The 25,966-nt window shown below is 40.6% G+C and carries 19 protein-coding genes and 3 tRNA genes; 17 read left to right on the top strand and 5 right to left on the bottom strand.

Going from position 1 to position 25,966, the window contains the following annotated elements; genetic code table 11:
• The 5 genes from JWR87_RS08645 to JWR87_RS08625 form a co-directional block, all read left to right on the top strand.
• Positions 1 to 195, top strand: a 195-nt coding sequence (locus JWR87_RS08645; protein ID WP_297818363.1) for an L-rhamnose/proton symporter RhaT, incomplete at its 5' end; no start/stop codon positions are given.
• Between the two features lie 103 nt (positions 196 to 298).
• Positions 299 to 2,452 carry a bifunctional aldolase/short-chain dehydrogenase gene (locus tag JWR87_RS08640; protein WP_297818360.1) on the top strand — a complete coding sequence of 718 codons (2,154 nt, stop codon included), beginning with the start codon at positions 299 to 301 and terminating at the stop codon, positions 2,450 to 2,452.
• Positions 2,453 to 2,876: 424 nt separating this feature from the next.
• The gene (gene rhaM, locus JWR87_RS08635; RefSeq protein ID WP_297818358.1) at positions 2,877 to 3,191 is read left to right on the top strand and encodes an L-rhamnose mutarotase; all 315 of its coding nucleotides are present in this window, start codon (positions 2,877 to 2,879) and stop codon (positions 3,189 to 3,191) included.
• Positions 3,192 to 3,208: 17 nt separating this feature from the next.
• Positions 3,209 to 4,483: a TIM barrel protein gene (locus JWR87_RS08630; RefSeq protein ID WP_297818356.1), complete on the top strand. Its 1,275-nt coding sequence runs from the start codon at positions 3,209 to 3,211 to the stop codon at positions 4,481 to 4,483.
• Positions 4,484 to 4,531: 48 nt separating this feature from the next.
• Positions 4,532 to 5,923, top strand: a complete 1,392-nt coding sequence (locus JWR87_RS08625; RefSeq protein WP_297818354.1) for an FGGY family carbohydrate kinase — start codon at positions 4,532 to 4,534, stop codon at positions 5,921 to 5,923.
• Positions 5,924 to 5,943: 20 nt separating this feature from the next.
• Here JWR87_RS08625 and JWR87_RS08620 read toward each other — a convergent pair whose 3' ends face one another.
• Positions 5,944 to 9,498 (bottom strand): PKD domain-containing protein, encoded by a 3,555-nt coding sequence (locus JWR87_RS08620; protein ID WP_297818352.1) that lies wholly within the window; start codon positions 9,496 to 9,498, stop codon positions 5,944 to 5,946.
• 407 nt (positions 9,499 to 9,905) lie between these two features.
• On the opposite strand from JWR87_RS08620, the gene JWR87_RS08615 reads away from it, so the two are divergent.
• Complete coding sequence (locus JWR87_RS08615; protein WP_297818350.1) at positions 9,906 to 10,742, top strand: amidohydrolase family protein; 837 nt, start codon at positions 9,906 to 9,908, stop codon at positions 10,740 to 10,742.
• A 68-nt stretch (positions 10,743 to 10,810) separates the two neighbouring features.
• Here the strand turns inward: JWR87_RS08615 and JWR87_RS08610 are convergent.
• A tRNA-Leu gene (locus JWR87_RS08610) sits at positions 10,811 to 10,894 on the bottom strand.
• A gap of 38 nt (positions 10,895 to 10,932) precedes the next feature.
• Positions 10,933 to 12,087 carry a HAMP domain-containing sensor histidine kinase gene (locus JWR87_RS08605; protein ID WP_297818347.1) on the bottom strand — a complete coding sequence of 385 codons (1,155 nt, stop codon included), beginning with the start codon at positions 12,085 to 12,087 and terminating at the stop codon, positions 10,933 to 10,935.
• Between the two features lie 220 nt (positions 12,088 to 12,307).
• Here JWR87_RS08605 and JWR87_RS08600 point away from each other — a divergent pair, with 220 nt between their 5' ends.
• The 3 genes from JWR87_RS08600 to JWR87_RS08590 all read left to right on the top strand — a co-directional run bounded on the left by JWR87_RS08600 (position 12,308) and on the right by JWR87_RS08590 (position 12,860).
• Positions 12,308 to 12,523, top strand: a complete 216-nt coding sequence (locus JWR87_RS08600; RefSeq protein WP_297818344.1) for a hypothetical protein — start codon at positions 12,308 to 12,310, stop codon at positions 12,521 to 12,523.
• Between the two features lie 136 nt (positions 12,524 to 12,659).
• Positions 12,660 to 12,732 (top strand) — tRNA-Gly (locus JWR87_RS08595).
• 42 nt (positions 12,733 to 12,774) lie between these two features.
• Positions 12,775 to 12,860, top strand: a tRNA-Leu gene (locus JWR87_RS08590).
• A 784-nt stretch (positions 12,861 to 13,644) separates the two neighbouring features.
• Here the strand turns inward: JWR87_RS08590 and JWR87_RS08585 are convergent.
• Complete coding sequence (locus JWR87_RS08585) at positions 13,645 to 13,950, bottom strand: DUF3817 domain-containing protein (protein ID WP_297818342.1); 306 nt, start codon at positions 13,948 to 13,950, stop codon at positions 13,645 to 13,647.
• A gap of 313 nt (positions 13,951 to 14,263) precedes the next feature.
• On the opposite strand from JWR87_RS08585, the gene JWR87_RS08580 reads away from it, so the two are divergent.
• Entirely contained in the window at positions 14,264 to 15,016 is a 753-nt protein-coding gene (locus JWR87_RS08580; protein WP_297818340.1) for a DUF5995 family protein, read from the top strand.
• Between the two features lie 204 nt (positions 15,017 to 15,220).
• Here the strand turns inward: JWR87_RS08580 and JWR87_RS08575 are convergent, their stop codons facing one another.
• Complete coding sequence (locus tag JWR87_RS08575) at positions 15,221 to 15,463, bottom strand: hypothetical protein (RefSeq protein WP_297818337.1); 243 nt, start codon at positions 15,461 to 15,463, stop codon at positions 15,221 to 15,223.
• 891 nt (positions 15,464 to 16,354) lie between these two features.
• Here JWR87_RS08575 and JWR87_RS08570 point away from each other — a divergent pair.
• The 7 genes from JWR87_RS08570 to JWR87_RS08540 form a co-directional block, all read left to right on the top strand.
• Positions 16,355 to 18,541 (top strand): family 1 glycosylhydrolase, encoded by a 2,187-nt coding sequence (locus JWR87_RS08570; RefSeq protein ID WP_297818334.1) that lies wholly within the window; start codon positions 16,355 to 16,357, stop codon positions 18,539 to 18,541.
• A gap of 225 nt (positions 18,542 to 18,766) precedes the next feature.
• Positions 18,767 to 19,033 (top strand): hypothetical protein, encoded by a 267-nt coding sequence (locus tag JWR87_RS08565; RefSeq protein WP_297818332.1) that lies wholly within the window; start codon positions 18,767 to 18,769, stop codon positions 19,031 to 19,033.
• A 551-nt stretch (positions 19,034 to 19,584) separates the two neighbouring features.
• Positions 19,585 to 20,598, top strand: coding sequence for an LLM class flavin-dependent oxidoreductase (locus JWR87_RS08560; RefSeq protein WP_297818330.1), 1,014 nt, complete (start codon positions 19,585 to 19,587; stop codon positions 20,596 to 20,598).
• 122 nt (positions 20,599 to 20,720) lie between these two features.
• Positions 20,721 to 22,259, top strand: coding sequence for a sialate O-acetylesterase (locus JWR87_RS08555; RefSeq protein WP_297818327.1), 1,539 nt, complete (start codon positions 20,721 to 20,723; stop codon positions 22,257 to 22,259).
• Positions 22,260 to 22,437: 178 nt separating this feature from the next.
• A complete protein-coding gene (locus JWR87_RS08550) occupies positions 22,438 to 23,481 on the top strand; it encodes an alcohol dehydrogenase catalytic domain-containing protein (RefSeq protein ID WP_297818324.1) in 1,044 nt (347 codons plus the stop codon).
• A 178-nt stretch (positions 23,482 to 23,659) separates the two neighbouring features.
• Entirely contained in the window at positions 23,660 to 24,817 is a 1,158-nt protein-coding gene (locus JWR87_RS08545) for a hypothetical protein (RefSeq protein ID WP_297818321.1), read from the top strand.
• A partial coding sequence (locus tag JWR87_RS08540; RefSeq protein WP_297818318.1) for an FGGY-family carbohydrate kinase occupies positions 24,804 to 25,966 on the top strand: 1,163 nt, incomplete at its 3' end. The genes JWR87_RS08545 and JWR87_RS08540, both read left to right, overlap by 14 nt.

The raw sequence follows: 25,966 nt of genomic DNA, 5'->3' as shown, positions 1-25,966 counted from the left end.
GAGAGTAAATTAGGTAATGGTGCGAGTTCATGGATTCTTCACATGGCCTTCATCATATTGGTCGCAAACTTTTGGGGCATTGCTGTAAAAGAATGGAAAGGTGTTGCGAAAAAAACATTCAGGACAGTGATCGTTGGGATAGCAACTATTATTTTATCGGTATTAGTAGTTGGATATGGAAATTCACTTAAATAGAATTTGGTATCCGGCATCGGTTTTTCATAGCATCATCGTTGCGTCGCACGCTTGTACATTTTTATAATTATTCGACAATATAATCAATCAAAAAAATACTTTTATGAATACACAATTGAGTAGTATTTCTAATAACTCCGCTATAAACGCGGGCAGTTTTAAACACGTTAGCTACCTGTGGGATGACGCCAAGGCTGCAGAGCTTGCAGGCGACGAAGTTGGATTACTTATTTATCGTTCTAATTTGCTTGGTGCTGATTTACGCCTTACAAATTATGGTGGCGGGAATACTTCGTGCAAAGCAATGGCTAAAGACCCATTAACAGGCCAACAAACTGAAGTGATGTGGGTAAAGGGTTCCGGTGGCGACCTTGGCACTTTAAAAAGAAGCGGCCTTGCTGCGCTGTATATGGAAAAGCTTTTGAGTCTAAAAAATGTTTATCCAGGTTTAGCGCGTGAAGATGAGATGGTGGAGTTGTTTAATCATTGCATTTATGATCTAAGTTCAAAAGCGCCATCCATCGATACACCCCTACATGGCTTTTTACCTTTCAAACATATTGACCATCTTCATCCGGATGCCGCGATAGCCATAGCAGCAGCAAAAGACGGCAAAAAGATAACTGAAGAATTATTTGAAGGAACAATAGGCTGGGTTGAATGGCAACGACCTGGTTTTGAATTAGGTCTTCAATTAAAAGCCTGCCTTGATGCAAATCCAGGTATTCGTGGTATTATGTTAGGTTCTCACGGCTTATTTACCTGGGGCGATACCGCTTATGAAAGCTATATAAATACATTAGAAGTTATCGAGCGCTGTGCTGAATTTATTGAGGAGTCAGTCGCCAAACAATCAGCCGTCTTTGGCGGTGCAAAGGTTGATTCTTTACCAAAAGAACAGAGAAGGAGCCAGGCAGCAGCTTTAGCACCGGTATTGCGTGGCTTTTGCAGCAGCCAAACAAAAATGATTGGGCATTTCAGCGACGATGAAAGGGTGCTGCAATTTATCAATTCAAATGATTTAGATCGTTTGGCACCGATGGGTACAAGTTGCCCTGACCACTTTCTAAGAACTAAAATTAGCCCACTTGTATTAGACCTTGGCGCTAATGACGATCTCGCAAACATTGAAGCGCTCAAAGAAAAGCTTGCTCCGAAGTTCGCTGCTTACAGAAACATGTATGCAGATTATTACAACAATTGTAAGCATCCAAACAGCCCTGCAATCCGTGATGCTAACCCGGTTGTTATTTTATATCCGGGTGTTGGAATGTTTGCCTTTGCAAAAGACAAACAAACAGCAAGAGTTGCCGCAGAGTTTTATACCAATGCGATAAATGTAATGCGCGGCGCCGAAGCCATTTCATCTTATACTTCCCTGCCAAGACAAGAAGCATTTAACATTGAATATTGGTTACTCGAAGAAGCAAAGCTTCAACGGATGCCCAAGCCAAAACCACTAAGCGGACGTGTGGCTTTGATTACCGGAAGCGCCGGCGGAATAGGTAAAGCAATCGCTAAAAGGTTTGCATCCGAAGGTGCTTGTGTTATCATCAACGACATCAATGCTGAAAGAATGGAAGGAGCAATGGCAGAATTCAATAAACAATTTGGCCGTGATACTGCTGCTGCTACAATGCTTGATGTAACCAACGAACAAACCATTGAGAAAGCCATTGATGAAACTGCTCTTGCTTTTGGCGGTGTTGATATCATCGTAAACAATGCGGGCATCAGTACCTCAAAAGCTTTGTTAGATCATACAATTGAAGACTGGGACAGACTTTATAACATCCTTGTAAAAGGACAGTTCATGGTATCAAAAGCAGGTATGAAGGTGTTGCGCAAGCAAGCCTTTGGTGGTGATATTATAAACATCGTTTCTAAGAACGCTGTGGTTGCCGGTCCAAATAATGCCGGTTATGGTTCTGCGAAAGCAGCACAAGCCCATCTTAGCCGTTTGCTTGCAGCAGAACTTGGTCCAGACAAGGTTCGCGTAAATATGGTAAACCCCGATGCTGTTATTGCCGACTCAAATATTTGGGCAGGCGGATGGGCTGAAGGCCGCGCCAAAGCTTATGGAATAAGTGTTGAGGAATTACCGGCTTACTACGCAAAACGCACCTTAATGAACGAGTCGATTTTACCTGATGATATTGCCAATGCATGCTTTGTCTTTGTTAGTGGATTATTGAATAAATCAACAGGCAATGTGTTGAATGTCGATGGCGGAGTTGCGGCGGCATTTATGAGGTAGAAGCGCCAACCTTAAAGGGAAAAGAGAGAAAGAAAGTTTTATGGAACGAACTCTTTTTCTTTATCCAACATCGTTGTGTCACTCACTTGTACGTATAAAACTATATGCGTCTTTTTAAAATAAACCACATTGAGAGATAGGGAAGATAGAAGGAAAACGATGGGTATAACCTAAATTAGTTGGATTGCAGGCAAAGGCGTTGGGTGTCTTTTTTTTGTGTTCTTAAATACTTATGTTTCTATGTGTTTAAAAAAAGCTGCTTAATTGACTTGCAGTACAAGTGAGTGACACAACGATGTTGACAGATGAATCAAAAAGATGGCTCAATAAAAAAAACATCCAGTTACACAAGCTGTAATGGCAGCTTCTTTTATAACTTACTTCCCCAAAATCAATAAAAAATACACGTAATCGTGGTTCTTTCATGCAACGTATCGCTTTTAAGATGCAGCTATTTCCGGGGTTCGAAGAGGAGTATAGAAAACGGCACGACGAGCTTTGGCCTGAGCTAAAACAGCTATTGAAAGATGCGGGTATTAGTGACTATTCTATATTTCTTGATGAGACGACGAATAACCTTTTTGGAGTGATGAAAGCAGAGGATGCTGCAAAACTGAAAGATCTGCCGGCAACAGAGATCATGCAAAAATGGTGGAAGCAAAACGTTGGAATAATGGAAACCAATCCTGATAATTCACCTGTGCAAATACCGCTAAAAGAACTTTTTCATTTACCTTAATTCATTAACAGATCGTTATGCTAATAGAAAAATATAAGCTTGATCAATACAACAACGATATTCTGAATGACCATAAAAGGAAGTTTGAATTTGTTGCTTCGTCCATAAAAAATCCGGAGAAGATCTTACAAAAACTGGTTGATTTTCAGATTGCAATTCCCAGTTGGGCGCTTGGAACCGGTGGTACCCGATTTGGTCGCTTTGCCGGTGGTGGAGAGCCACGAAGCCTCGAAGAAAAAATAGAAGATATTGGTTTGCTTCATAAATTAAACAATTGTAGCGGCGCCATCTCTTTACACATTCCATGGGATATTCCTACGAATGCAAATAATATAAAAGCCCTTGCTGCACAACACGGGATTCGTTTTGATGCCATGAACTCAAACACGTTTCAAGACCAGGCAGGGCAGGAGCGGAGTTATAAGTATGGCTCGATGCAACACATAGACAAAGGTGTTAGAAAGCAGGCCATCGAACATAATATTGAAGTGATCAAATACGGAATAGAATTAGGTTCTGAATCTCTTACTGTTTGGCTGGCGGATGGATCAAATTTTCCGGGGCAGTTGAACATGCGGAAGGCTTTTCAAAACACACTTGAAAGCTTGCAGGAAATATACGCTGAGCTTCCCGACAACTGGAAGATGTTTGTGGAATACAAAGCATTTGAGCCGAACTTTTATTCTACAACGGTGGGAGATTGGGGGCAATCATTTTTATATGCAAGCAAACTCGGACCTAAAGCTTATACGCTTGTTGACCTTGGTCATCATCTTCCAAATGCTAATATTGAGCAGATTGTTGCCTTATTGTTAATGGAAGAAAAGCTGGGTGGATTTCATTTTAATGATTCAAAATACAGCGACGATGATTTAACTGTAGGCAGCATAAATCCTTACCAGTTGTTTTTAATTTTTAAAGAACTGGTAGAAGGTATGGATGCAAGAGGTATGAATCACGCGACCGATTTAGGTTGGATGATTGATGCATCACATAATGTCAAAGATCCGCTGGAAGACCTGTTGCAATCTGTAGAAGCGATCATGATTGCATATGCCCAGGCTTTGCTTGTTGATGCTAAAGAGTTAGAGCAGGCGCAGTTGGCAAACGATGTGGTAAGGGCACAGGAAATACTGCAGGGCGCATACAGAACAGATGTTCGTGCGCTGATTGCAGAGGCAAGGCTAAGAGGTGGAGCGGCGTTAGAGCCGTTGAAGCTTTACCGGCAGTTGAAAGTGAGAGAAAATTTAATTAAAGAAAGAGGTTTAAAAACGGTAGCGACCGGATTGTAAATCCCTCTGGCTCCCCTAAAGAGGAGAACAAAATCAACAACCTGTTTTATGTCAGCTCAACCCGTTATTGCCATCATCGACGTTGGTAAAACCAACAAAAAACTTTTCCTGTTCGACCGGCATTATAAAATTGTTTTTGAACGGACGGCACGTTTTGTAGAAACGATAGATGATGACGGTTTCCCCTGCGAAAATGTCGAGAGCCTTCGTTTGTCTGTTTTTGAATCGCTTCATGAAATTATTGCTTTAACAGAGTTTGAAATTAAGGCAGTTAACTTTTCAACTTACGGGGCAAGCTTCGTTAACCTTGGTAGTGACGGCAATCCAATTACACCGCTTTATAACTATTTAAAGCCTTTTCCGGCAGAACTGAAAAAACAGTTTTACGATACTTATGGTGGCGAAGAATCGTTTTCTTATAAAACTGCTTCACCTGTTTTAGGGCACCTGAATTCGGGGATGCAGTTGTATTGGTTGAAGTATGCAAAGCCGGACATTTATAAGCAAATCATAAAATCCCTTCATTTACCTCAATACATCAGCTACCTTGTTACAGGCAAATATTTTTCTGATATCACCAGCATTGGATGTCATACAAACTTATGGGACTTCACGAAAGAGGATTATCATGAGTGGGTGTACAAAGAAGGTGTTATTGGAAAATTAGCGCCGGTTTCTTCAGGGGAACAGGTAGTAGAGGCTTCATTTGAAGGAAGGAATATTGTTGCAGGAATTGGCTTGCATGATAGTTCTGCGGCTTTAATTCCTTACCTCGTAAGCTTCCAGGAACCATTTGTTCTTATTTCTACGGGCACCTGGTGTATCAGTCTAAATCCGTTCAATCAAGCTCCCTTAACAATAGAGGAGCTGCGACACGACTGTTTATCATTTCTTAGCTACGAGGGCAGGCCTGTGAAAGCAGCAAGGTTGTTTGCCGGCAACGAACATGAAGAACAGGTTAAGCGCATTGCTGAACACTTTAACCAAAATACTATTCGATATAGAACAATGGAATTCGACAGGGATGTAATTGCTTTTTTAAGAGAAAAATTTAAAAACCCTAAAATTTCTGATACTGTAAAATTGATCAATGAAAGCCTGTTTGCACAAAGAGATCTTTCATCGTTTGAATCTGATGACCAGGCGTATCACCAGTTGATGCTTGACATCATGACACAACAAAGATTTTCAACACAATTAATTTTAAATGGATCAGAAGTCAAGCGAATGTTTGTAGATGGTGGTTTTAGTAAGAACAGTATTTATATGAATTTGCTTGCCGAGGCTTTTCCTGGAATGGAAGTTTTTGCTGCTTCAATGGCCCAGGCTACAGCACTTGGTACCGCTCTGGCCATACACAAAGAATGGAATGAAAAGCCCCTGCCAAACGATCTCATCGAGCTGAAGTATTATTCTATTCCGCAGGAAATGATGCGTTAAGCAGTTCTGCTGCTTTTTCCCTAGCGTAAAATAGTGACAGAGCCTGCTATTTTAGCCCTTCCGAATTTCGGATCAATAATGTAATAGTAAACGCCGACAGGCAAAGTACTTTGGTTATGCGTTCCATTCCAGGGCCTGCTGTATCCTATTGATCTATACACAAGCCTACCGTACCTGTTATATACTTCCACTGTCGCCTCTGCTGATGCACTTAGGTACCTGATGTTCCAAACATCATTAACGCCATCGCTGTTTGGCGAGAATGCATTTGGAATTTCTGGTTGCTTTACTACTTTGACCAGTACCGTATCTGTAGCTGAACAACCGGCATTACCTGTTATCGTTAGGGTGTAAGTCACATTATTCTTTGGGGAGGTAGTGGGGTTCTTAATCTTACTGCTACTCAAAAAGGGGGAGGGTGTCCAGTTGTACAAAAGGTTGTCGCCTGAAACGATTGGGGTTAAAGTAGCGGAATTACCCTGAAGAACAACGATATCAGATCCTGCATCTGCAGCAACTTTCCAAACGGTAATGGCACCGGAAGCAGTGTCTTTACAGCCTTTATCAGTTGTATAAGTATAGAGAATAGAAAAAGTGCCTGAAGTTGTTTGTAAAGCAGTCGAAGCTGGATTAAACATTCCTGTTGCTGTAATACCAGTACCTGAGAATGAACCGGTGCCCGTTAATCCTGAGGCTTCTGTTACCTGGGTGATTTGTCGTAAAGCATTATCAAAACAAATATCCGGAATTGGTAAAAAGGTAACATCAGGTGTGCCATTAACAGTGATGGTTTTTACTATTTCATTTACGCAGCTCTGGCCAGAGTATGCCCTTAATTTTATATCGTACTTTTTTGTCACCAATAAAACAGCGTAGGCATGTGTGTAAATTTTACCCGCAGCAGGAGACTCGTCTGTATATATTTTACCGGGCGCATTTACATCATCCCAAATAATTTCAATTTTAGTGATCACACCCGGAAACACTGTTGATGTATTTGTGATTTCGACTGTTGTATTGCTGCACAGGCTATTGCTGTCTTTAACCATAAAGGCAGCTTTGGGAAACGAACCGTTAACAGAAAACTGCTTTGTTATAGTCGACATACAACCAAATTGAGATGTAATCTGTAGCGTTGCATTATAATTGCCGGTTGCAGAGTATTTATGTTGTGGATTTGAAAGAACAGACGTGTCAGGGTTTGTTGCACTTGCGCTTGCATCACCAAAATGCCACAAGTATCTGAGACGACTTTGTGAACCATCGGCGATATAGCTACTATCAGTAAACCTGGCAAAAGCATCATTCAGGCACACATCAGGCGCAATAAAATCAGCTACGGGCTGTGCATGAATGGTAAGTGTTTTAGTTATGGTGTTGGTACAGCCAGCAGCTGTTTCTACATTCAGATTTACTGTAAATGCACCCGTTGCCGGGTAAGTGTGACTAACAGGAGCATTTGTTGTATTTGCAACAAGGCTGCTGCTGTCACCAAAACTCCAAGACCATTTTGCAATAGTTCCCACGCCTACTTCGGAAGAGTCTGTCAATGTAATCGCATTAGAAACGCAAGCTGGTTGTGGAACTCGAAAACCTGCTACCGGGTCTGATGTAATTGTTACTGGTTTTGTGGTTTCATTTACGCATCCTATGTCGGTAATTACTTGCAGTTTTACGTTGTAGTTTCCTGCTGCAGTATATTTTTTTGAAGGGCTTTTTATGGCTGCGATTGTGTTGTCACCAAAACTCCAGCTATAATTAATGATGGGTCTGCCATCACTATTTGTCGAGTCTGAAAATTGCATTGCGTTACTTAAGCATCCGTTTCCGGTGATCGAAAAATCAGCTTTAGGTCTTTCGTACACCACCACGTCGTAATTTATTTCCTGTGTTCCGCTACATCCTTCAGCTGTCGCATTTTGTGCAATTACTTTAATTGGAAAAGTGCCTACTGCAGAAAAAGAAAAGTTCGCTTTCAACTTGTACACGTATAAAGTTTTGCCATCTAAAACAAAGGAGCTATCAGCCTGGGGCGCATGGTTGGTGATAGCAGTATTGGGAGAAAGATTTGGATTATTATTAAAATCCCAGTTTAGGGAAGTGGGCTGATAAGGCAGTGTGATAGAAAAATTAAAAGGGGTATAAGTGCATGTAGCAGGAAAGTTTATAGATGCATACAAATTTTGCATCGTGATGTACTGGTATCGGTCAATCACATTGGTTCCCGCATTATAACCATACGATTCAATATTTCCGTATCCATAAGCGATGCAAATAAAACCGCTATCGGAGGTAATGTGGTGTGCTGGGTTAACGTTGGTAGAACTGGTGACATTTTCCTGTATGTAAGAATAACCTGTGCCGGGTATGGCAACAGGCCAAGCAGTTGGGCTTTTGCCGTCAATTAGAAGCGAGCTAAAATTATTTGTTTTGAAAATGATGTTTAAAAAATGGCTGGCAATATTGGTATTGGGCGGAGTCAGGTTATTTCTTGCAGACATAACGGTAATGTTGTTGAGCGTTTGATCAACAGCATTTAAAATAATCATTTCAGGATCGGAAAGCACCCCATCGCAATTCTGGCTTATGAGGTATTGAAAGACACAGATTGGTTTATCAGAGGAGATGATTCTTGCAGTATTATTGCCTTGAGTATTGAACTCATAAAACCTTCCGTTAATAAGCGAAGATGGATTTAAGGGCACTCCGTTGACCGATACTATTGTTGAAAGATCCTGCACAATAATTCTAAAAACATCGTACGCCCTGTTGACAAAAGGAGCGGTATAAAACAATCGTCCCCACGATGCAAACGGAAAAAGTTGCTGGTATAAATTATCTCCCGAACTTGGATTTGAACAACCCATAGAAGTTCTGGTAGATCCTGAGAATACTGCTATCGGTTGGCAGGATGCAGTTGCATTACCCACAGATTTAATGTGTGAGCCAGTTAAATCGCCATTGCTTTGGTATTGGTAAACATCGCCCTTACTTAGATTTACCTGGTAAGGAACATTAGCAATGTGAGCACCATTGGCATCAGGCGCAGTCGGTGTAATTTCAACAACGGTATTATCTACTGTAGCCACCACTGCAAACTCCGACCGGTCAGCATTGGTGGCACTTAAAGGATTGTAGCTGGAGGCGTAATACTCTTTTCCCAGCACTGCAGTTGGAAGTACAAGTGTAGAGCCGGACCTGGCGGAGTTGAGAATGTGCGCATATACAACTACAGGTTTATCAGCCTTTATATGAATTCCTTTTTTTGTGCCGACCCCTTCTAATTGCCCGTTATAAACAACCGAGTTGGATGGATTGCTGGTGTTTGTAAACTGAACAGTAGTGACATTGTTAGCCGTTACGGTGAACGGAATACTGCTGCCATTAACATCTACCTGGCCTGCTGCATTTTGATCAGAAGTAATGTACAAGGCCATTCTTGACACTGTACCGTCGACGTGCCCGGTGTAAATAACCCAAAAATCTTTTCCCTTGTTAGAAAAATCTTGCGACGTCGCACTGTTACAGAATAACAGGGCGAAACAAGTGACTATAAAAAATAACCCGTTTTTCATAGGGTTAGCCTTGATATTTCTATTGCTGAAAAAAGCATACTGCCAATTTACCATTAAGTTAAATGGGGATCTTAAATAATTTAGTTGACCTTATTTACCCCGTTCCAGCTGCTGAGTGTTTACTATCAAAAGGGTTTAACTTTATAATAGACGTTAAAAATCTGGAACAGGTGAATGTTTAGGTTTCCATTGCCGGCTGTTCACTTTGCTATCTAAAACTCTTAATAGTTGTACTACCCTTTAAGACTGTTAAGTATTGGTTTTTCTGTTTTGGATATTTAGCGGGGCTTTTTTATTATTTTTCAATAAAATAATGCTGGTAAACCTTGCTCATTTTTTAAACTGCGTTTGAACGGAGCGTCGCAAGGATGTTGCTATGAAAAGCAATTGTTGATCAACAAAAAAATATGATAAAAATAGACTCGCACCAGCACTTTTGGAAGTTTGACCCGGTCAGAGACAGTTGGATAACGGATGACATGGAGGTTATTCAAAAAGACTTTTCTCCGGTTGATCTGCAACCGCTGTTGCAGCACTCAGGCATTGGTGGATGTGTGACCGTGCAGTCAGACCAGTCTGAAGAAGAGAATGGATTTCATTTGTCGACGGCAGAGAAATGGGATTTTATAAAAGGTGTAGTTGGATGGGTTGACTTGCAGGCAGAAAATGTAGAAGAGCGATTGGAGTATTATAGCCAGTTTAAAAAGATGAAAGGTTTCAGGCACGTGTTGCAGGGTGAACCGCAGCGCGACTTTATGCTTCGGCCTGCATTTGTGAGCGGTATAGGCCTTTTAAATAAGTATGGGTTTACTTATGATATTCTGATTTTTCCTGACCAGTTGAAGTATTCTTACGAGTTAGTGAAAACCCTTCCTGACCAGTTTTTTGTAATTGATCATATGGCCAAACCAAACATAAAAGACAATAAAATAGATGATTGGAAAAATGACATACAACAAATAGCAACGTGTAAAAACGTATACTGTAAAGTCTCGGGTATGGTTACGGAAGGTTCCTGGAAAACCTGGACGAAGGACGATTTTACTCCTTATCTTGATGTAGTTGTATCTGCCTTTGGAACTGACCGGATTATGTTTGGCTCCGACTGGCCTGTTTGTTTAGTGGCAGCGTCTTATGCTCAAATCCTCGAGATTGTTACTGATTACTTTGCTGCATTTAGCCAGCACGAACAAGCTGATGTCTTTGGTAACACTGCTACACAGTTTTACAAATTAGACGTTTAGTGTACTACAGAACAAAATTTCGTTTCTTATCAAAAAACAAAAAGCCCTTGAAATATTCAAGAGCTTTGTGCGGAAGAGGAGATTCGAACTCCCACGGCTGTTACCCCGCTACCACCTCAAGGTAGTGCGTCTACCAATTTCGCCACCTCCGCAGCAGGAGCGCAAATGTAGTAAAATCATTTACTTAAAACTACTTGTTCAGTACAATTCTAAAAGTAGTTCCCTTGCCGATTTCAGAATGTTTTACAAAAATTTTACCCTTGTGGTATTGTTCTACAATGCGTTGCGTTAAGGTTAGTCCCAAACCCCACCCGCGTTTTTTTGTTGTGAAGCCGGGTTTAAAGACCTTAGCAATATTTTGTTTACTGATGCCTTTGCCGTTGTCTTTTACATCAATAACTACCGACGCCACTTCATCTTTAACCGTTACATCTATCTTGCCCTTTCCTTCCATTGCATCAAGGGCATTCTTCAAGAGGTTTTCTATTACCCAGTCAAATAAGGGTGGCGACACCATTGCGGGAATATTTGTTTCGCCATTTGTATTAAATGTAAACTGCACCTTGCCGCTCGCCCTTTTCTTTATATAATCGATCATGTTGGTAATTTGCTCAACCAGGTTGCGCTCTTCCAGTTTAGGTATGCTGCCAATCTTACCAAAACGGTCAGAGATAAGTTTTAGCCGGTTCACATCTTTTTCTATTTCACCAATTAGTTTTTCATTCCCCGGAATATCCCTCAATACTTCAACCCAACCTTCCAGGCTGGTAACAGGTGTTCCTAGCTGATGCGCGGTTTCTTTTGCAAGGCCGGCCCAAACCTGGTTTTGGGTATTCTGGTAACGGCTTCTTTGTGCAATTACAGTAATGATAATAAATAAACCAATAATGATTAGTTGAACGATTGGGTAATATCTAACTTCTTTTTGCAACCTGCTCTCCCCGTAGTAATACCGATTTTCGGCGTTGGGTTTTTCAGGTATAGGCAATATTATGGGTGGATGAACGCTTTTAAACTCCTGCAATTTCTGCAACAAGTAACTTTTGTCAGCACTTACCTTGGCGGAGTCGAGATTTACATAATTATTGGTAATGCTGTCTTTTTCATTTGTTTCGATGATAGGTATGTCATCATTTCCTGTTGAAATGCGGATGGCAAGGTTTAGGTCTGTTTGTTCGGTTGCAGTCAATATTGTTTTTTGAGCTTCCACCCAGGTCTCCACTTTTTGCTTTTCTTCAGCTCCTATTTTTTTAGATAGATAGTTCGAGTAAAAGATCGTGCCGGTTACAATACAAACGGCAAACAAAGTAAGTGCAGTCCGCCAGTTAAGCCACTGTTGAATCATGTGTCGAAAATAGATAAGCTTTCTGTTATTAATGATTTTTATTGCCTTACTGGAAACGCAGCTACATCCGATTTTTCTTCGGTGATCCCGATAAAGGCTCTAACTAAACCTTGCTATAATAGTTTGCTGGTACAACTTTTATTAAAAACATTTACCTAAATAGTTATAAATACGTTTTTTTAATTGATGTCCCTTATTTTTGCATCGCAATTTTAGCAGTATGGTAAACGATTTTAACGAACAGATACAGGAGCATAAAGAAAAAGATCTAGGGTTTAACTGGGTGATGTCGTCGAGGTTTTTGTACTACGTGACGCTTTTCTGTATGATTGCTTTTATATTTGGCGCTTGTTATAAGTTATACAGCGAAAGTTACGAGGGTAAACCTGATGTAGAAGTGCCTGACAATACTTTATACACACCGAAGTATAAATAGTAAGTACAAAAGAAATTTGGTGGTTATTGTTGGTTTCTTATTTTTGCACTCCGAAATCAACAAACACTTTAAACCAGTTGATGGGTCAGCTTTAAAAGTAGGAAACTACGGGTAAGCAAAAGTTCTTAAAAATAATGCGAAAGTAGCTCATTTGGTAGAGCACGACCTTGCCAAGGTCGGGGTGGCCGGTTCGAGCCCGGTCTTTCGCTCTAAGAAAATTCCATCTGAAAGGGTGGAATTTTTTTTGGTACACCCGGGTGGTGGAACTGGTAGACACGCAGGACTTAAAATCCTGTTCCCCGCAACGGGAGTGACGGTTCAATTCCGTTCCCGGGTACAAATTCAATAAGCAATGCCTTGTAAACAACAATTTACGAGGCATTTTTAGTTTTGGGAGCCTGGTGAAGGGGCAGTATAAATAGTCCGGGGTAATAATAACCCCAGCGGAATCAGCGCTAAGGGATTACGGTCGCAAACAAGAATTCAAAAAGCTTAGAAACAAACCTGGCTTCCTTACGCAATTGCTATCGTTATTAAAGTCGCAGTTTTATTTAGTTTGAAGTATTTAATACTGCATCCGATAAAAAAACAAAGGTTATAGGGATTTGTTAGGTAAAAGTGCAACAGCTACCAGTTTTCAACTAAGAAAATTTAAAGAGGCGAAAGCCTCTGTAAATTCTTCCCTTTTCACAATTCCTTCTTTTCCACGAGGCAGAAAACAATATAAGCTTGGTTTGAGCTGGATTTTTTTTTCAATTATTTTTTGTGTAGATCGGTCTGGTTCTTTTATATGGGGAATATCATAAACTTCAAAAGTGGGACAACTTTAAATTCTTCTTTGTTCTGCTTTCATATTTTCCTAAACTCCTCCAATTATTAAGTCCAGTAACAGTTAAATAATCTTTTTCTTTTTTCTCCATATCCCAAGTTATTATAAGTCTTACATCTTCGACCGTGGAGCAAGAAATGTTTTCGTTGTTGTAGAAGCTAAAAAGATATTATTCTTTTTCTGGCAGCTCTTTAAATTGTATTAGTTTACTCCTACCAATACGTCGTGCATGCTTTTTCAAATATTTATGTACTTGCACCAGCAGAAAGCAGATTCTGCTTAGATAAAAGATTTACGCTTCTGTCTGCTTCTGCAACCACTTGTCAAAAACAAAAGTTCCAAAAGGAAGAAAGGCGGCTATAAAGGCTATGACAACTCTTTTAAAAGGCCAGTTCTTTTGAAAATATACGTAGAGCACCGTTGCTATAAAAGCCACAAACAATAATCCATGAATCCACCCGGTAAACTTTACCGCTTCCGGCTTTCCTGCCAGGTATTTTAAAGGCATTGCAATACCCATTAATACCAAAAGAGATATTCCTTCTGCAATGCCTATTATGCGTAACCAACCAATTGAACCAGAAAATTCTTTTTTCATATTATTTATGCTCTTCTCATTAATTTTTTTTGGCCTCCCTTCTTTCGCGGGTATTACGGCAAGCCTTAATAGTTTGGCCGCAATGGCAATATTACAAGAGTCAGTCGGTTGAACAGAGAAAAGTGCTAAAGAAATGTGCCGGTAAAAAGAAATCAAGTTATAGTATGTACTGCGACACAACCCGCCTGCCGCAATATGCCGGCTCGTCTTAGTCTTTCTTCCCTCCCTAACCTTGCAGCACTTCCTTGTGCTTACACCACTAATTTCCTTTTGTAAATGTTCCTCATTACTTTTCTAACTAAACCCCTAATTAATGTTACAAGCCACAACAATCAATGAAGTATTAACTCATCTAGATAATATAATAGACTGGAGCAGAAACCGGCAAAGTCGCATTGGATACTTTGCAATCCTTTACCGTAAAATGACGGCTGCAGTTAGAGATGGAATCGACAACAACAGCTTTGCAGGAAGTGCAAGAATGGCCCGGCTTGACGTTATTTTCGCTAACCGTTATCTGCAGGCCTGGGATGCCTACGTAAATGAAAAGCCTTGTCCTAATGCATGGTGCGCTGCCTTTGATGCCGCGGAAAAAAAGAATCTCATTGTATTACAGCACCTCATACTAGGCATAAACACTCATATCAACCTGGACCTTGGCATTGCCGCTGCGGAATGTTGTCCCGCAAGTCAAATTCATGACCTTAAAAACGATTTTGAAAAAATTAATTCAGTTATCGCCAGCCTTACTCAAAGTATGCAAGACACACTTGCACAAATTTGGCTGCCTATGAGGGCTATTAATAAGATTACCGATAAACAGCAGGACGCCGTTATAAATTTCAGCATAAATATGGCCAGAAAAGTTTCCTGGAACAATGCGGTAGTACTTGCGACCCGTAAAGAAGAAGACAAGAAAAATTACATTGAACGTATGGACGCTGATGTTGTTTGCATTGCTGAACGCGTTAAAAATCCTGGTCTTATGATAAGCTTAATGCTTGCTATAATACGAATTAGGGAAACGAAAAGCGTTTCAGCAGTAATGGATATTTTGCTTAAATAAAAGGTTATTTACAATGTTCCGCAAGAACAAGAGTAATAAATACTGTTAACCCAAGGTTTTCAACTTGAAAAAATTTTCTCTCATCCTGCTTTTGTAGCTATCAGGTATATTCAAAATGATACTCCTGGTTGTCTCATAAAATTTGTATAACGGTTATCAACAAGGTTTAGTGTAAGAGCATTATTAATATTAGGATAAGCGATCTTAGAATTTGGCGTTAAATAATTTTTGAAGTCTTGCGACCTCTGATAGAATTTCTTCTCTTTTATATTGCTTTGATCTTTCCAGCATCGTTGCTACATCATTTAGTCTGGTCGTAAATGCTAAGTTTGTTTCCGACCACAATATTTTATATCTCAATCCACTCCCAATAGAACTTCTTGAACCATCAAAGTCGTTCAGGGGCTTCACAAATTCATCAAAAACATCTTCTAATTGCCGTATCATAATTATTCACTTTATTAAACTTAATTGTTCGTGGTTACTATCTCTTTTAATCTTCGTCTTTCACCATGGTTTTGTAAATGTAAAGCCAATGCTTCGTAAAGGTAACCTTACATCTTACGCTTATCTACTGTTTTTATCTTTCTAAACCCGCTTTTCTGACTCTTTAGTACCACACAACTCTTATGAGTTTTTTTCTGTCTTTCTTTTCCCCGACATTCCCTTCAACTTTTATTCCTTTTAAATAAATTAAAGTTCGAAATATACGAAGCTCTTCTAAAACTTTTCTTCTAAAACGGTGAAACCCGGCAACTAAACAGTAAAATTGGGGTTGGTTTTGAAGAGATAACCGCATTAAGCTATCAACTTTTAATAGTGTAAAGAAAAAGTACCACCAATATTGCGAACATATGTAAAAAATTACACAACTGATGCTTCTGTCAACGTCTATTTTTTTTTTATTGTTGTATAAGCAATAGGTTATCAATTAACCCTATTTCATGTTGGGACAAGAATTGGAAACTGAAAGACAACTATTTGTGGTTAAAAGAATAGCATTTTTGTTCTGCTCCTATTTCTGAATTCAGTGGTGAAACATTCTCATAAGTTTTTTTGTTCAAAATTGGCATGTCTTTTCTTATATACTATGAAACAGGAGGAACTAAGACAGGCGTAATAGAAAGGAAGGAGGATGTATAAGAAGAATACCATTTCTTCAGTTGCAGTATGTTTTTGCTCTTCACCTAAGTGCATTTTGTCTCTGCATTTGTCTTTCCTATATCACTAAATTCAACTAACACACAATACTTTACTGCAAACCTTTCCGGGCGGAAGGGTGCTAATAATTTAACGCCTAAATGGGCAAAACAACAGTAATCAGTAAATACAGGTATTATGGGAAAGGAAATAGAAATCTGGGGTGGAGTTGAGTGCACTATAAACCGCGTACGTGATCAGTACTTTGATCAATCGGAATATTCCGGGCATTACAACAGGGGAACGAGTGATATTGATCTAATTGGATCTTTAGGTATAAAAATGCTTCGCTACCCGGTCCTTTGGGAAAAACACCAACGAATAAAGGATGGTGCAATAGATTGGACTTTTATAGAAAAAAACCTCGAAAGACTAAGAGAACTACAAATCACGCCTATTGCAGGTCTTGTTCACCATGGAAGTGGCCCAAGGCACGTAAGCTTCTTCGATGGCAGCTTCGAGAACGGGCTGGCAGAATACGCCGGGCTTGTGATACAAAAGTTTCCGTGGCTAGAGTACTTTACTCCGGTTAATGAACCTTTAACCACTGCAAGATTTTGTGGATTGTACGGCCATTGGTATCCACATGGTACATCTGATTACACCTTCTATAAAGTGTTGTTGAGCGAGTGTAAGGCGACTGTAATGGCAATGCGGGAAATCAGGAAGTATAATCCTGGCGCAAAGCTTATTCAAACCGAAGACCTTGGTAAGTGTTACAGTACTCCCCTACTTGCTTACCAGGCCGACTTTGAAAATCAACGTCGTTGGATATCGTACGACTTTCTATGCGGGAAAGTAAATCAGCAACATCCTTTGTGGAATCGTCTGTTACAGTCAGGCATCAGTGAAGAGGAAATTCTTTATTTCGTCGAAAATAATTGTGTTCCTCATGTAGCTGGTTTCAATTACTACATTACTTCAGAACGCTACCTTGACCATGACGTGAACAAGTATCCTGAACAATATCACGGTGGTAACGGTAAACATAAATATGCAGATATCGAGACAGTGAAAGTTCCCTTGAAACAAGAAAACGGGCTGTCGGTATTATTACATGAAGCATGGGAACATTTACAAATACCGTTAGCGATAACAGAATGTCATCTTCATAGTAGCCGCGAAGACCAGATGCGCTGGTTCAACACCGTGTGGAAGACAGTGAATAAGGTAAAAGAAGAAGGGGTTGACATAAAAGCAATAACTGCATGGGCAATATTTGGATTGACTGGTTGGAACAAACTGGTTACAGAACCATGGGGAGTATATGAACCAGGTGTTTTCAATGTTAGTTCAAGCTGCCCAAGACCGACTGCCTTAGCCAGGTTTATACAGGAATTAACGAAACATAAGGTATACTATCATCCTGTACTGGAAAATGAGGGTTGGTGGCAGCGGGCAAACAGGCAACAATATGGGATTAAGAAAGTGGTTCAGATGAAAAGGAAAAAAGCTACTAATTGCAGCCCGCTACTAATACTAGGACAGACGGATACATTGGGAGCTGCTTATGCCCGTGTTTGTGATGACCGGAATATTCATCACTTGCTTATTAGTAGTGCGGAGCTGGACCTTCAGGACGAAAAAAGTATAGAGCAGGTAATAGGGGAGTTAAAGCCCTGGGGTGTTGTAGATACGTCTGGCTACTTGCAGCTAGACGCAGCCGAGTCGAATGTGGAAGCATGTCTGAATGCGAGTTGCAATGGACCTGTCTTGCTTTCTTCCATTTGTAGCAAAAACGGCATTAGGTTACTTACCTTTTCAACAGACCAGGTTTTTAACGGCGTAAAGGATACACCCTATACGGAAAGTGACAAAGTTGACCCCTTAAATATTTATGGGTTAAGTAAGGCCCTGGCTGAGGAAAAGATAACCACTAATAACCCTGATGCATTGATTATTCGTACCGGTAATTTCTTTAGTCCCTGGGAGCAACAAAATTTCGTTTCCGCAACGCTTCGTGATGTAAGAGAAGGGCGCATAATAACTGCGGCAGAGGATGTATTGATTTCCCCTACGTATGTTCCTGACCTTGTAAGCGAGACACTGGACCTATTGCTTGATGGTGCACAAGGAATCTATCATGTAAGCAATAGTGGAAAAACATCCTGGGCAGACTTCGCCACGCTTGTAGCAATAATGGCAGGGTATGATACCGCTTCAATAAGGCGCGTCTCAACAGATCAAATGGAACACATAGCGCCTCGGCCTTTAAACAGCGTACTAGAGAGTGAAAAAGGTATTAAACTTCCTCCGTTTGAAATGGCATTGCAAAACTTTTTTGAAGCGTTGGGAGTTAACTACCAAACAGGTATCGCCGTATAGTAATGCTTGTTAGATTGATACCGGAGTAATTAGAGACAGCAGCAATATCAAGTGTCCGGTAGTGTAGTGCTGTCTGCATTTTTTACGTTCCGGGTATTTAAGCGTTGTCAGGAAGGGCTGCTATGCGTCTTCTTTTAAACAATGGCAACAACTGGTAGAATGCATGCTATTATTTTTTTCTGGCATATTTTCTGAATTACAATTTAGGTAGTTAAACAAATTTTGATGTTTCAATCCGATAAAATGGTGTATGAGTGTTTTGAAAAAAACAAATCAATATATGAGTGTGTAATCTCGCCCAACATGGAGTCTGAGGGGTATAATGAGACTCAAGTCCAATTTCATGTTATCTTAAAACTTCCCGGTCACGATGACTATTTGATATTCCGGTTGTATTCTACAGGCGACGGGCATTGGTGTCCGGACAAAAAAAAGCTCATCGACCCCTGGGTGGCAGATGCAATAGGGAGAATTATTGTCGAAAATTTTTAGCCTAATGCCCCTTGATATTCTTTCAGGTTTACTTTTTTTAGTTATTGTATTATTTAAATTCCCAGTATTCTATCGTAAAAGTCTTGGTCTCTTTTAGCTTTCCTTTTGCATACGGCGGTATTCTATTTCCCGGGCAATCACATCAGGGCGAAAGTGAAGAGCCTGAACAGTGAAAGATCGCACTATCAGGACTGCCTTCTCCGATTATGTAGTACCTTGTTCAGCCCTGTCGTTTAAGCTCAAAAATTCCGCTACTTGCTTTGTCACAGCCTTTCGTGGTGTTCGTCTAGAAGCAAAAAAGTTTTAGTCCCGTACTTACCACGCTTCCTGCATTTACCAGCTTATCTAATTGGTGTAATCACAACACATCCCGAACCCTGTCAGCCTATCTTTGCATCCGTTAACAGGCAATTGCTGCAGAAATTACAATACCGGTACGTTTCCCTTAAATAAGAAGAAGATTGTGACACAATAAGATACTTGAAAAGGAGAGTGAGACGGTGTCTTTAGCTGGTTGAGAAGGCAAACCTGGAATATTTAAAGAAACAACTATGGAAATAGGAATAGACAGTTTTGCAGCGGCAGATGTAGGAACTGCAACAAGCAGTGCAGAGGCGTTAAACATGTTGCTTGAAAGAATAGAGCATGCTGACAAGGCAGGGCTGGACGTGTTTGGAATAGGAGAGCACCACCGCAAAGAGTTTCTCGACTCTGCACCTACAATGATACTTGCAGCAGCCGCAGCCCGAACGAAACAAATACACCTAACCAGTGCAGTTACTGTTTTGAGTGCTGCAGATCCGGTAAGGGTATTTCAAAATTTTGCAACGCTTGACTTAATATCAAAAGGGCGTGCTGAAATGGTAGTAGGTCGTGGTTCATTTATAGAAGCATATCCACTGTTTGGCTTAAACTTACAAGACTATGATGAGCTGTTTATTGAAAAGCTTGATCTCTTGCTTAAGATACGTGATAACGAGTTCATTACCTGGTCTGGTAAATTTCGTCCGGCACTTCAAAATCAACCTGTTTACCCCAGGCCTTTCCAGGAGGAATTACCGGTGTGGTTAGGCGTCGGGGGTACACCCCAGTCTTTTGTTCGTGCCGGCACTCTTGGACTTCCGTTAATGGTTGCCGTTATTGGCGGAGAAACCCATCGTTTCAGACCGCTTGTAGATCTTTACAGGGAAGCGGGGAAAAGAGCTGGACATTCACCGGATAAATTAAAAGTTGGATTACATTCTATTGGTTATGTAGCTAACACTACCGGCGAAGCGATCGAAGATTTTTACCCGGGATACGCTGAAACCTTTACCCGCATAGGACGAGAAAGGGGATGGCCGCCTGTAACAAGAGCTCACTTTAATGCGCAAAATGCTTCAATGGGTGCATTGCTGGTGGGTGGTCCGGAAGAAGTTGCTGCAAAAATACTAAGACATAGTGATGCACTTGGTGGTATCTCCAGGGTAACTTTCCAAATGGACAACGCTAAATTGTCTCACAATAAACTTCTACACTCAATAGGGTTGTTAGGTAGCCATGTAGCGCCTATACTTAGAAAATGAAATCGGCGGCCAAATAGATTGGCAGCGTTATAAGCCCTTATTAAAATTCTATTGTCAATTTCTTACTGTAACAACGCGCCAACAATTTAGTAAACAGTAACTTTCAATTAAAAGATTGTGTGATGATTCGACGATACTCTGCAAAGCTCTTATTGACATCGCTATTATTAATTGTTGCATCTGCTATAAATGCGTCGATAAAACTGCCTGCAATTATTAGTAACCAGATGGTGTTGCAACAAAAAAGTAAGGTTGCGCTTTGGGGTTGGAGTGATGCCGGCGAGAAAGTTACTATCACAACAAGCTGGAATAACAAGTCAACTATTGTGAGTGCTGATAATTCAGGTAAGTGGATTACTTATGTCACAACCGCTGCAGCAGGAGGTCCGTATACAATTTCTTTTAAAGGCACCAATGAAGTAAAAGTAGAAGATGTGCTTTTGGGAGAAGTGTGGTTGGCCTCAGGCCAGTCAAATATGGAATTCTTTGTTGCTAAAACAAGAAACGGATCTTATACAGGCGTGCTTAACTACGAACAGGAAATGAAGGAGGCGAACTTTCCTTTAATCAGGCAAATAGATGTAGCTAATAAAAATGCAGACGAGCCACAGCAGAATTTCAAGGGTGACTGGAAAGTATGTAGTCCTGAAACGGTGGATACTTTTTCAGCGGTTGCATATTATTTTGCAAGGGAAGTGCATCGAGCAACAGGTTTTCCTATAGGTATCATCAATTCAACCTGGGGAGGAACGACAGCAGAGTCATGGACAAAAAAAGAAGTGTTGGAAAGTGACCCCGATTTTAAGGTGCTTGTCGACAGGTATAATGAACAGGTACAGAGTTATCCAAAAGAAAATGATAATTATAAGCTCGCCCTTGACACCTGGAAGCAGGATACCACTAAGCCAAAACCGGCTGCCCCGATAAAGCCAAATCCCGACAAATCTCCTTACAGGTTATACAATGCGATGATAGCGCCACTGGTTCCTTACACGCTAAAAGGCGTCCTTTGGTACCAGGGAGAAAACAATGCTTCCAGAGCCTATCAATACAGGAAACTCTTTCCTGCACTTATTAAAAACTGGCGCTCAGATTTCCGCAATCAAAATCTGCCTTTCTACTTTGTTCAGATCTCACCGCATCGTAGCCAAAATCCAGAAATAAGAGAAGCGCAATTACTTACATACCGAACAGTTGCTCACACCGGCATGGCTGTTACTACGGATAACGGAGACTCTCTTGATATACATCCGCGCAACAAAAAGCTCGTAGGAGAGCGCCTGTCTCTTTGGGCACTTCACAACCAATATGGAAAGAAAAATTTGATCATGTCCGGCCCCTTGTATAAGTCAATGAAGGTGGAGGCTACCAAAATAAAAATTCAATTCGATTTCGTAGATGGAGGCCTGGTAACAAAAGACGGAAATGAATTAACAGAGTTTACCATTGCGGGCGACGATGAGAAATTCGTTGCTGCAAAGGCAGCTATTATTGGAGATGAAGTGGTGGTTTGGAGCGATGCGGTAGTAAAACCTGTAGCAGTAAGATTTGCCTGGCGAAACATTCCAAAACCAAATTTTTATAACAAAGCCGAACTACCAGCATCACCTTTTAGAACTGATAGCTGGAAGGGAGTAACCGAAGGAAAAAACCAGCTATAAAGTCATAAATGGGGGTATGGTTACTTAATAACTTTTTATTTTAAAGTATTACATTCATACATTATTACCCTAAGCAAAACAACGTGCTGACAGGGTTCGCATGTATCTGCTATTACAATAGTTGTTGGTAGCAATTAAATGCAGCACAATTAATTTATAGTCAAAAAATTATGGGCTCATGAAAGCTGTAAAAAAATTTTCTGATAACGGGGTTTACTTTAAAATGGTTGAAGCACCTGTGCCTGTAATTAAAAAAGACACAGATGTCAAGATACAAATTGATGCTATCGGAATATGTACTTCAGACATTCATGTACTACATGGAACAATGACGATGCCTGATGGAAACACGGTTGGACATGAATACACAGGCACCGTAGTCGAGGTTGGAAGCGCTGTAAAGAGGGTTGTTGTTGGTGATAGGGTAGTATGCGAGAATGCAAAAAGTGCGTGTTTTAATTGCAAGCTGTGCCTTTCGGGTCATTATGAGTTATGTCCTCACAAACGATCTCCCGGCTGGTTTTCGCAGGGCGTATATGCCGAGTATACGGTGCAGCCAGAGTATTGTGTTCATAAAATTCCAATGAACATGTCAAAGCAAGTGGCTGCTGTTGCTGAACCTTTCGCTATTTGTGTGTACGGTTGTCTTGAACGCGGTAAATTTCAAAAAGACGACTTCACTGTTATCTACGGCATGGGGCCAATCGGTCTCTTTACCTTAATCACTTTAGTCGATTTAGGTGCTAAAAACATCGTTTGTGTTGCCTCTACCCGAAAAAATAAAATCCGTTTCGAATTGTCTGAAGAGCTGGGTGCAAGGGCGGTGTTATTGCCCGGCGATGACATCCCTGCCAAAGTAAAAGAAATGAATGATGGCTGGGGAGCCGACTGTGTCATAGATTGTTCAGGCGATCCTAACGCTATCAACCAGGGACTTGGTTTGCTCAGAAAGGGCGGCAAGTTCATCGCTCTGGGAATTTCTCACGATGCCCTCATTCCATTTGCGTTTAATACCGCAATCCTAAGTGTTATCGAAATGATTTTTTCAGCAACATCTTCTCACGATGCATGGATAAAAGTCATAGGTATTTTAGAACGCAACGAAGACAAGGTCAAGAAGGTAGTTACCCACCAGTATTCGTTAGATGATTGGGAGTTAGCGTATGAAAAAATAGCCAGCCGCGAAGCAGTAAAAGCGGTGCTTGTAAATGAACGACAATAGCCGAAAGTTAAATTAGTAGTTCAATAAGATCCGTTTTTGTGAGCCAAACTTACTGCTACTATGTATCATTCTTGCGTCGCACTCTTGTACATGAATCACCTCATTGAACATAGACTTTAAATCGTCCTTCTTCTTCATTTTCACTCGGGATATCGAATAAAAAATCAACGATAATAAATTGAGCGAAACAGCACTAATATTTGGAGCCGGCAAAACAGGACGAGGTTTCGCTGCTCACCTTGCATTTCTTGGCGGATATGAAATTGTCTTGATCGATAAGAACGAGCAATTAGTCAATGACCTAAAAAAGGCGATGCAATATGATATTCAAATTGTAGACAAACAGGAAAAGAATGCTACAATAAATGTATCTGCTGCACATCACGTCAGCGACGTTGCATGGCATACTCCATTTGTTGAAACCAGCGTCGTTTTTACAGCTGTCTTTGGTAATAACTTAGAAACGCTTTCAATCGATTTTGCAAAAGCACTTCAAAAAAGGCATACGATAAATCCTAACCAACCACTTACTATTATAACCTGCGAAAACCTGACAAACGCTCCGGGCTATTTTAAAGAAATGGTATCGAGAAACTTCAATGAAGCAGAACAAAAGTGGCTTTCAGAAAAAGTAGGTTTTTCTGAATCAATCATATTCAGAACATGTATTGAACCGAGCCCCGAACAGGCTCCCTTAACCATCAGATCCCAAAACTTTTTTGAACTTCCTTGCAACGGCGATGAAATCAAAAGCGACCTTCATGTTTATGGATTAAATCCATTAAGAAATTTTTCAAATCAACTAAGGCGAAAGATCTATACGTACAATTGTATCAATGCAGTTATTACTTACCTGGGAGCTCAAAAAGGATATAGCCAATTACCCGATGCAGCAAATGATGCAGAAATTCTCGCAATCGCAAAGAAAGCTGCGAGCGAAAGTTGTGATGCACAAATAGCGGAGTTTGGCTTTGATAGAAAAGAACAGGAAGAATGGATGAATGCAGCCCTTGCCAAATTCGCTGACAAAAACATTCCCGATCCAATTGAAAGAAATGGTGCAGATCCTGAGCGGAAACTTGGGCGCGACGACCGGTTGATAGGGCCAGCATTGCTTGCTGTAAAACACGACATTCATCCCACAGGTTTGATCGCTGGTATTATTGCAGGTTTTCGTTACAGAGATTCAAAAAAAGGAGTCACAATAGCAGACCAGATCAGCGAAAAAGGAGCAGATTTTGTTTTAACCCAAATCTGCGGTCTAGATGCTCATGAAGAGCTTTTTCAGCTCCTTAAATCCGAAATCATCAAAAGCAACCTTGATGCTACAAACTGAAAAAAGGGTTGCGTTAGCCACGCTTGACATTGGCACATCGCAGATTAAGCTGGGCGTATATTGTCCGTTTATTTCAGATCAAATCATTCTTATTAATAGTTTACAAAACGAACTACTCTACGGAAGCTCCGGACAGGTAACAGCTGAATATTACATTACGCGGGAAAAATGTTTTTCACTATTTAAGGAATTAGGAAGCTTTCTAAAAACGAACCAGGTAGAGGAGTTGAATATTGGCATTTGCGGTCATGTATCGAGCTTGATCGAATGGAATATGAAGACGGACCGGCCGTCTGAAGATTCATTCCCAATCTGGCTTGACACTACAAGTTACAATAGCCTTGATGAATACAACGACGTTATGGGCAATGGCAAAAGCAAACAAATTATAGGTACCTTTTTACCAACTGGCACCAATTGGCTCTTCACAAAACTGCTCCATCGCCGAAAGTTAGGGTTCAATAATGAGTCAATATTTTTACAAGTTGGCGATGCAATTTTTTATGAGCTTGCGGCACAATATCAAACTCATTTCAGCTCGCAGATAAGCATGGTGAATTTGAAAAAAAGAGAATATGCTCCCGAGTTACTGAATCACCTGCAATTGGCCTCATCTTCTTTACCAACTATCAGCTATAACCCATCGGCGGTAAAAGATGACTGGAAAACGTTGTTTGACTTTCCACAACAAAGTTTTGTCTTTCCCGCAATGGCCGATCTGTACACATCGCTACATGGCCTTCGATTAAATGACAAAGAAGGTTTCATGTTGGCTAACACTTCAGAGCAAGCCGGCGCATTTTACCTTCAACAACCAAAGGTTCTCGACAACTTTTTAGGTATTTCATTTCATCCGGGTTTTGTTAATTATGGAAGCACCAACACAGGTGGAAATGTTTTAGGCTGGTTTCTTAACAGCGTTCTTAATAAAAAAATAACAGCTGAAGTGCTTGATGACCTTACTTCAAAAGCAGCGCTTATTCCCCCGGAGCAAACGCCCATAATTCTACCATATCTGCAGGGAGAACGCGCCCCTTTATGGAATAGTAAACTAACTGCTTCAATTCTTGAATTAAATTCAGCTCATACAGAAACGCACCTTTTTCGTGCAATTCTCGAATCTATTTCATTTGCAAGAAGGCAATGCTT

The organism is Segetibacter sp., from assembly GCF_025963695.1.
Taxonomy (GTDB): Bacteria; Bacteroidota; Bacteroidia; order Chitinophagales; family Chitinophagaceae; genus Segetibacter.
Note: the sequence above shows the minus strand (reverse complement) of the source record. Positions and strands in the feature narration are given on the sequence as shown.

Excerpts from the sequence above, each read along its gene's own strand:
- JWR87_RS08640 (WP_297818360.1), top strand. The coding sequence starts at position 299 with ATGAATACACAATTGAGTAGTATTTCTAATAACTCCGCTATAAACGCG.
- rhaM (WP_297818358.1), top strand. The coding sequence starts at position 2,877 with ATGCAACGTATCGCTTTTAAGATGCAGCTATTTCCGGGGTTCGAAGAG.
- JWR87_RS08630 (WP_297818356.1), top strand. The coding sequence starts at position 3,209 with ATGCTAATAGAAAAATATAAGCTTGATCAATACAACAACGATATTCTG.
- JWR87_RS08625 (WP_297818354.1), top strand. The coding sequence starts at position 4,532 with ATGTCAGCTCAACCCGTTATTGCCATCATCGACGTTGGTAAAACCAAC.
- JWR87_RS08620 (WP_297818352.1), bottom strand. The coding sequence starts at position 9,498 with ATGAAAAACGGGTTATTTTTTATAGTCACTTGTTTCGCCCTGTTATTC.
- JWR87_RS08615 (WP_297818350.1), top strand. The coding sequence starts at position 9,906 with ATGATAAAAATAGACTCGCACCAGCACTTTTGGAAGTTTGACCCGGTC.
- JWR87_RS08605 (WP_297818347.1), bottom strand. The coding sequence starts at position 12,087 with ATGATTCAACAGTGGCTTAACTGGCGGACTGCACTTACTTTGTTTGCC.
- JWR87_RS08600 (WP_297818344.1), top strand. The coding sequence starts at position 12,308 with ATGGTAAACGATTTTAACGAACAGATACAGGAGCATAAAGAAAAAGAT.
- JWR87_RS08585 (WP_297818342.1), bottom strand. The coding sequence starts at position 13,950 with ATGAAAAAAGAATTTTCTGGTTCAATTGGTTGGTTACGCATAATAGGC.
- JWR87_RS08580 (WP_297818340.1), top strand. The coding sequence starts at position 14,264 with ATGTTACAAGCCACAACAATCAATGAAGTATTAACTCATCTAGATAAT.
- JWR87_RS08575 (WP_297818337.1), bottom strand. The coding sequence starts at position 15,463 with ATGATACGGCAATTAGAAGATGTTTTTGATGAATTTGTGAAGCCCCTG.
- JWR87_RS08570 (WP_297818334.1), top strand. The coding sequence starts at position 16,355 with ATGGGAAAGGAAATAGAAATCTGGGGTGGAGTTGAGTGCACTATAAAC.
- JWR87_RS08565 (WP_297818332.1), top strand. The coding sequence starts at position 18,767 with ATGTTTCAATCCGATAAAATGGTGTATGAGTGTTTTGAAAAAAACAAA.
- JWR87_RS08560 (WP_297818330.1), top strand. The coding sequence starts at position 19,585 with ATGGAAATAGGAATAGACAGTTTTGCAGCGGCAGATGTAGGAACTGCA.
- JWR87_RS08555 (WP_297818327.1), top strand. The coding sequence starts at position 20,721 with ATGATTCGACGATACTCTGCAAAGCTCTTATTGACATCGCTATTATTA.
- JWR87_RS08550 (WP_297818324.1), top strand. The coding sequence starts at position 22,438 with ATGAAAGCTGTAAAAAAATTTTCTGATAACGGGGTTTACTTTAAAATG.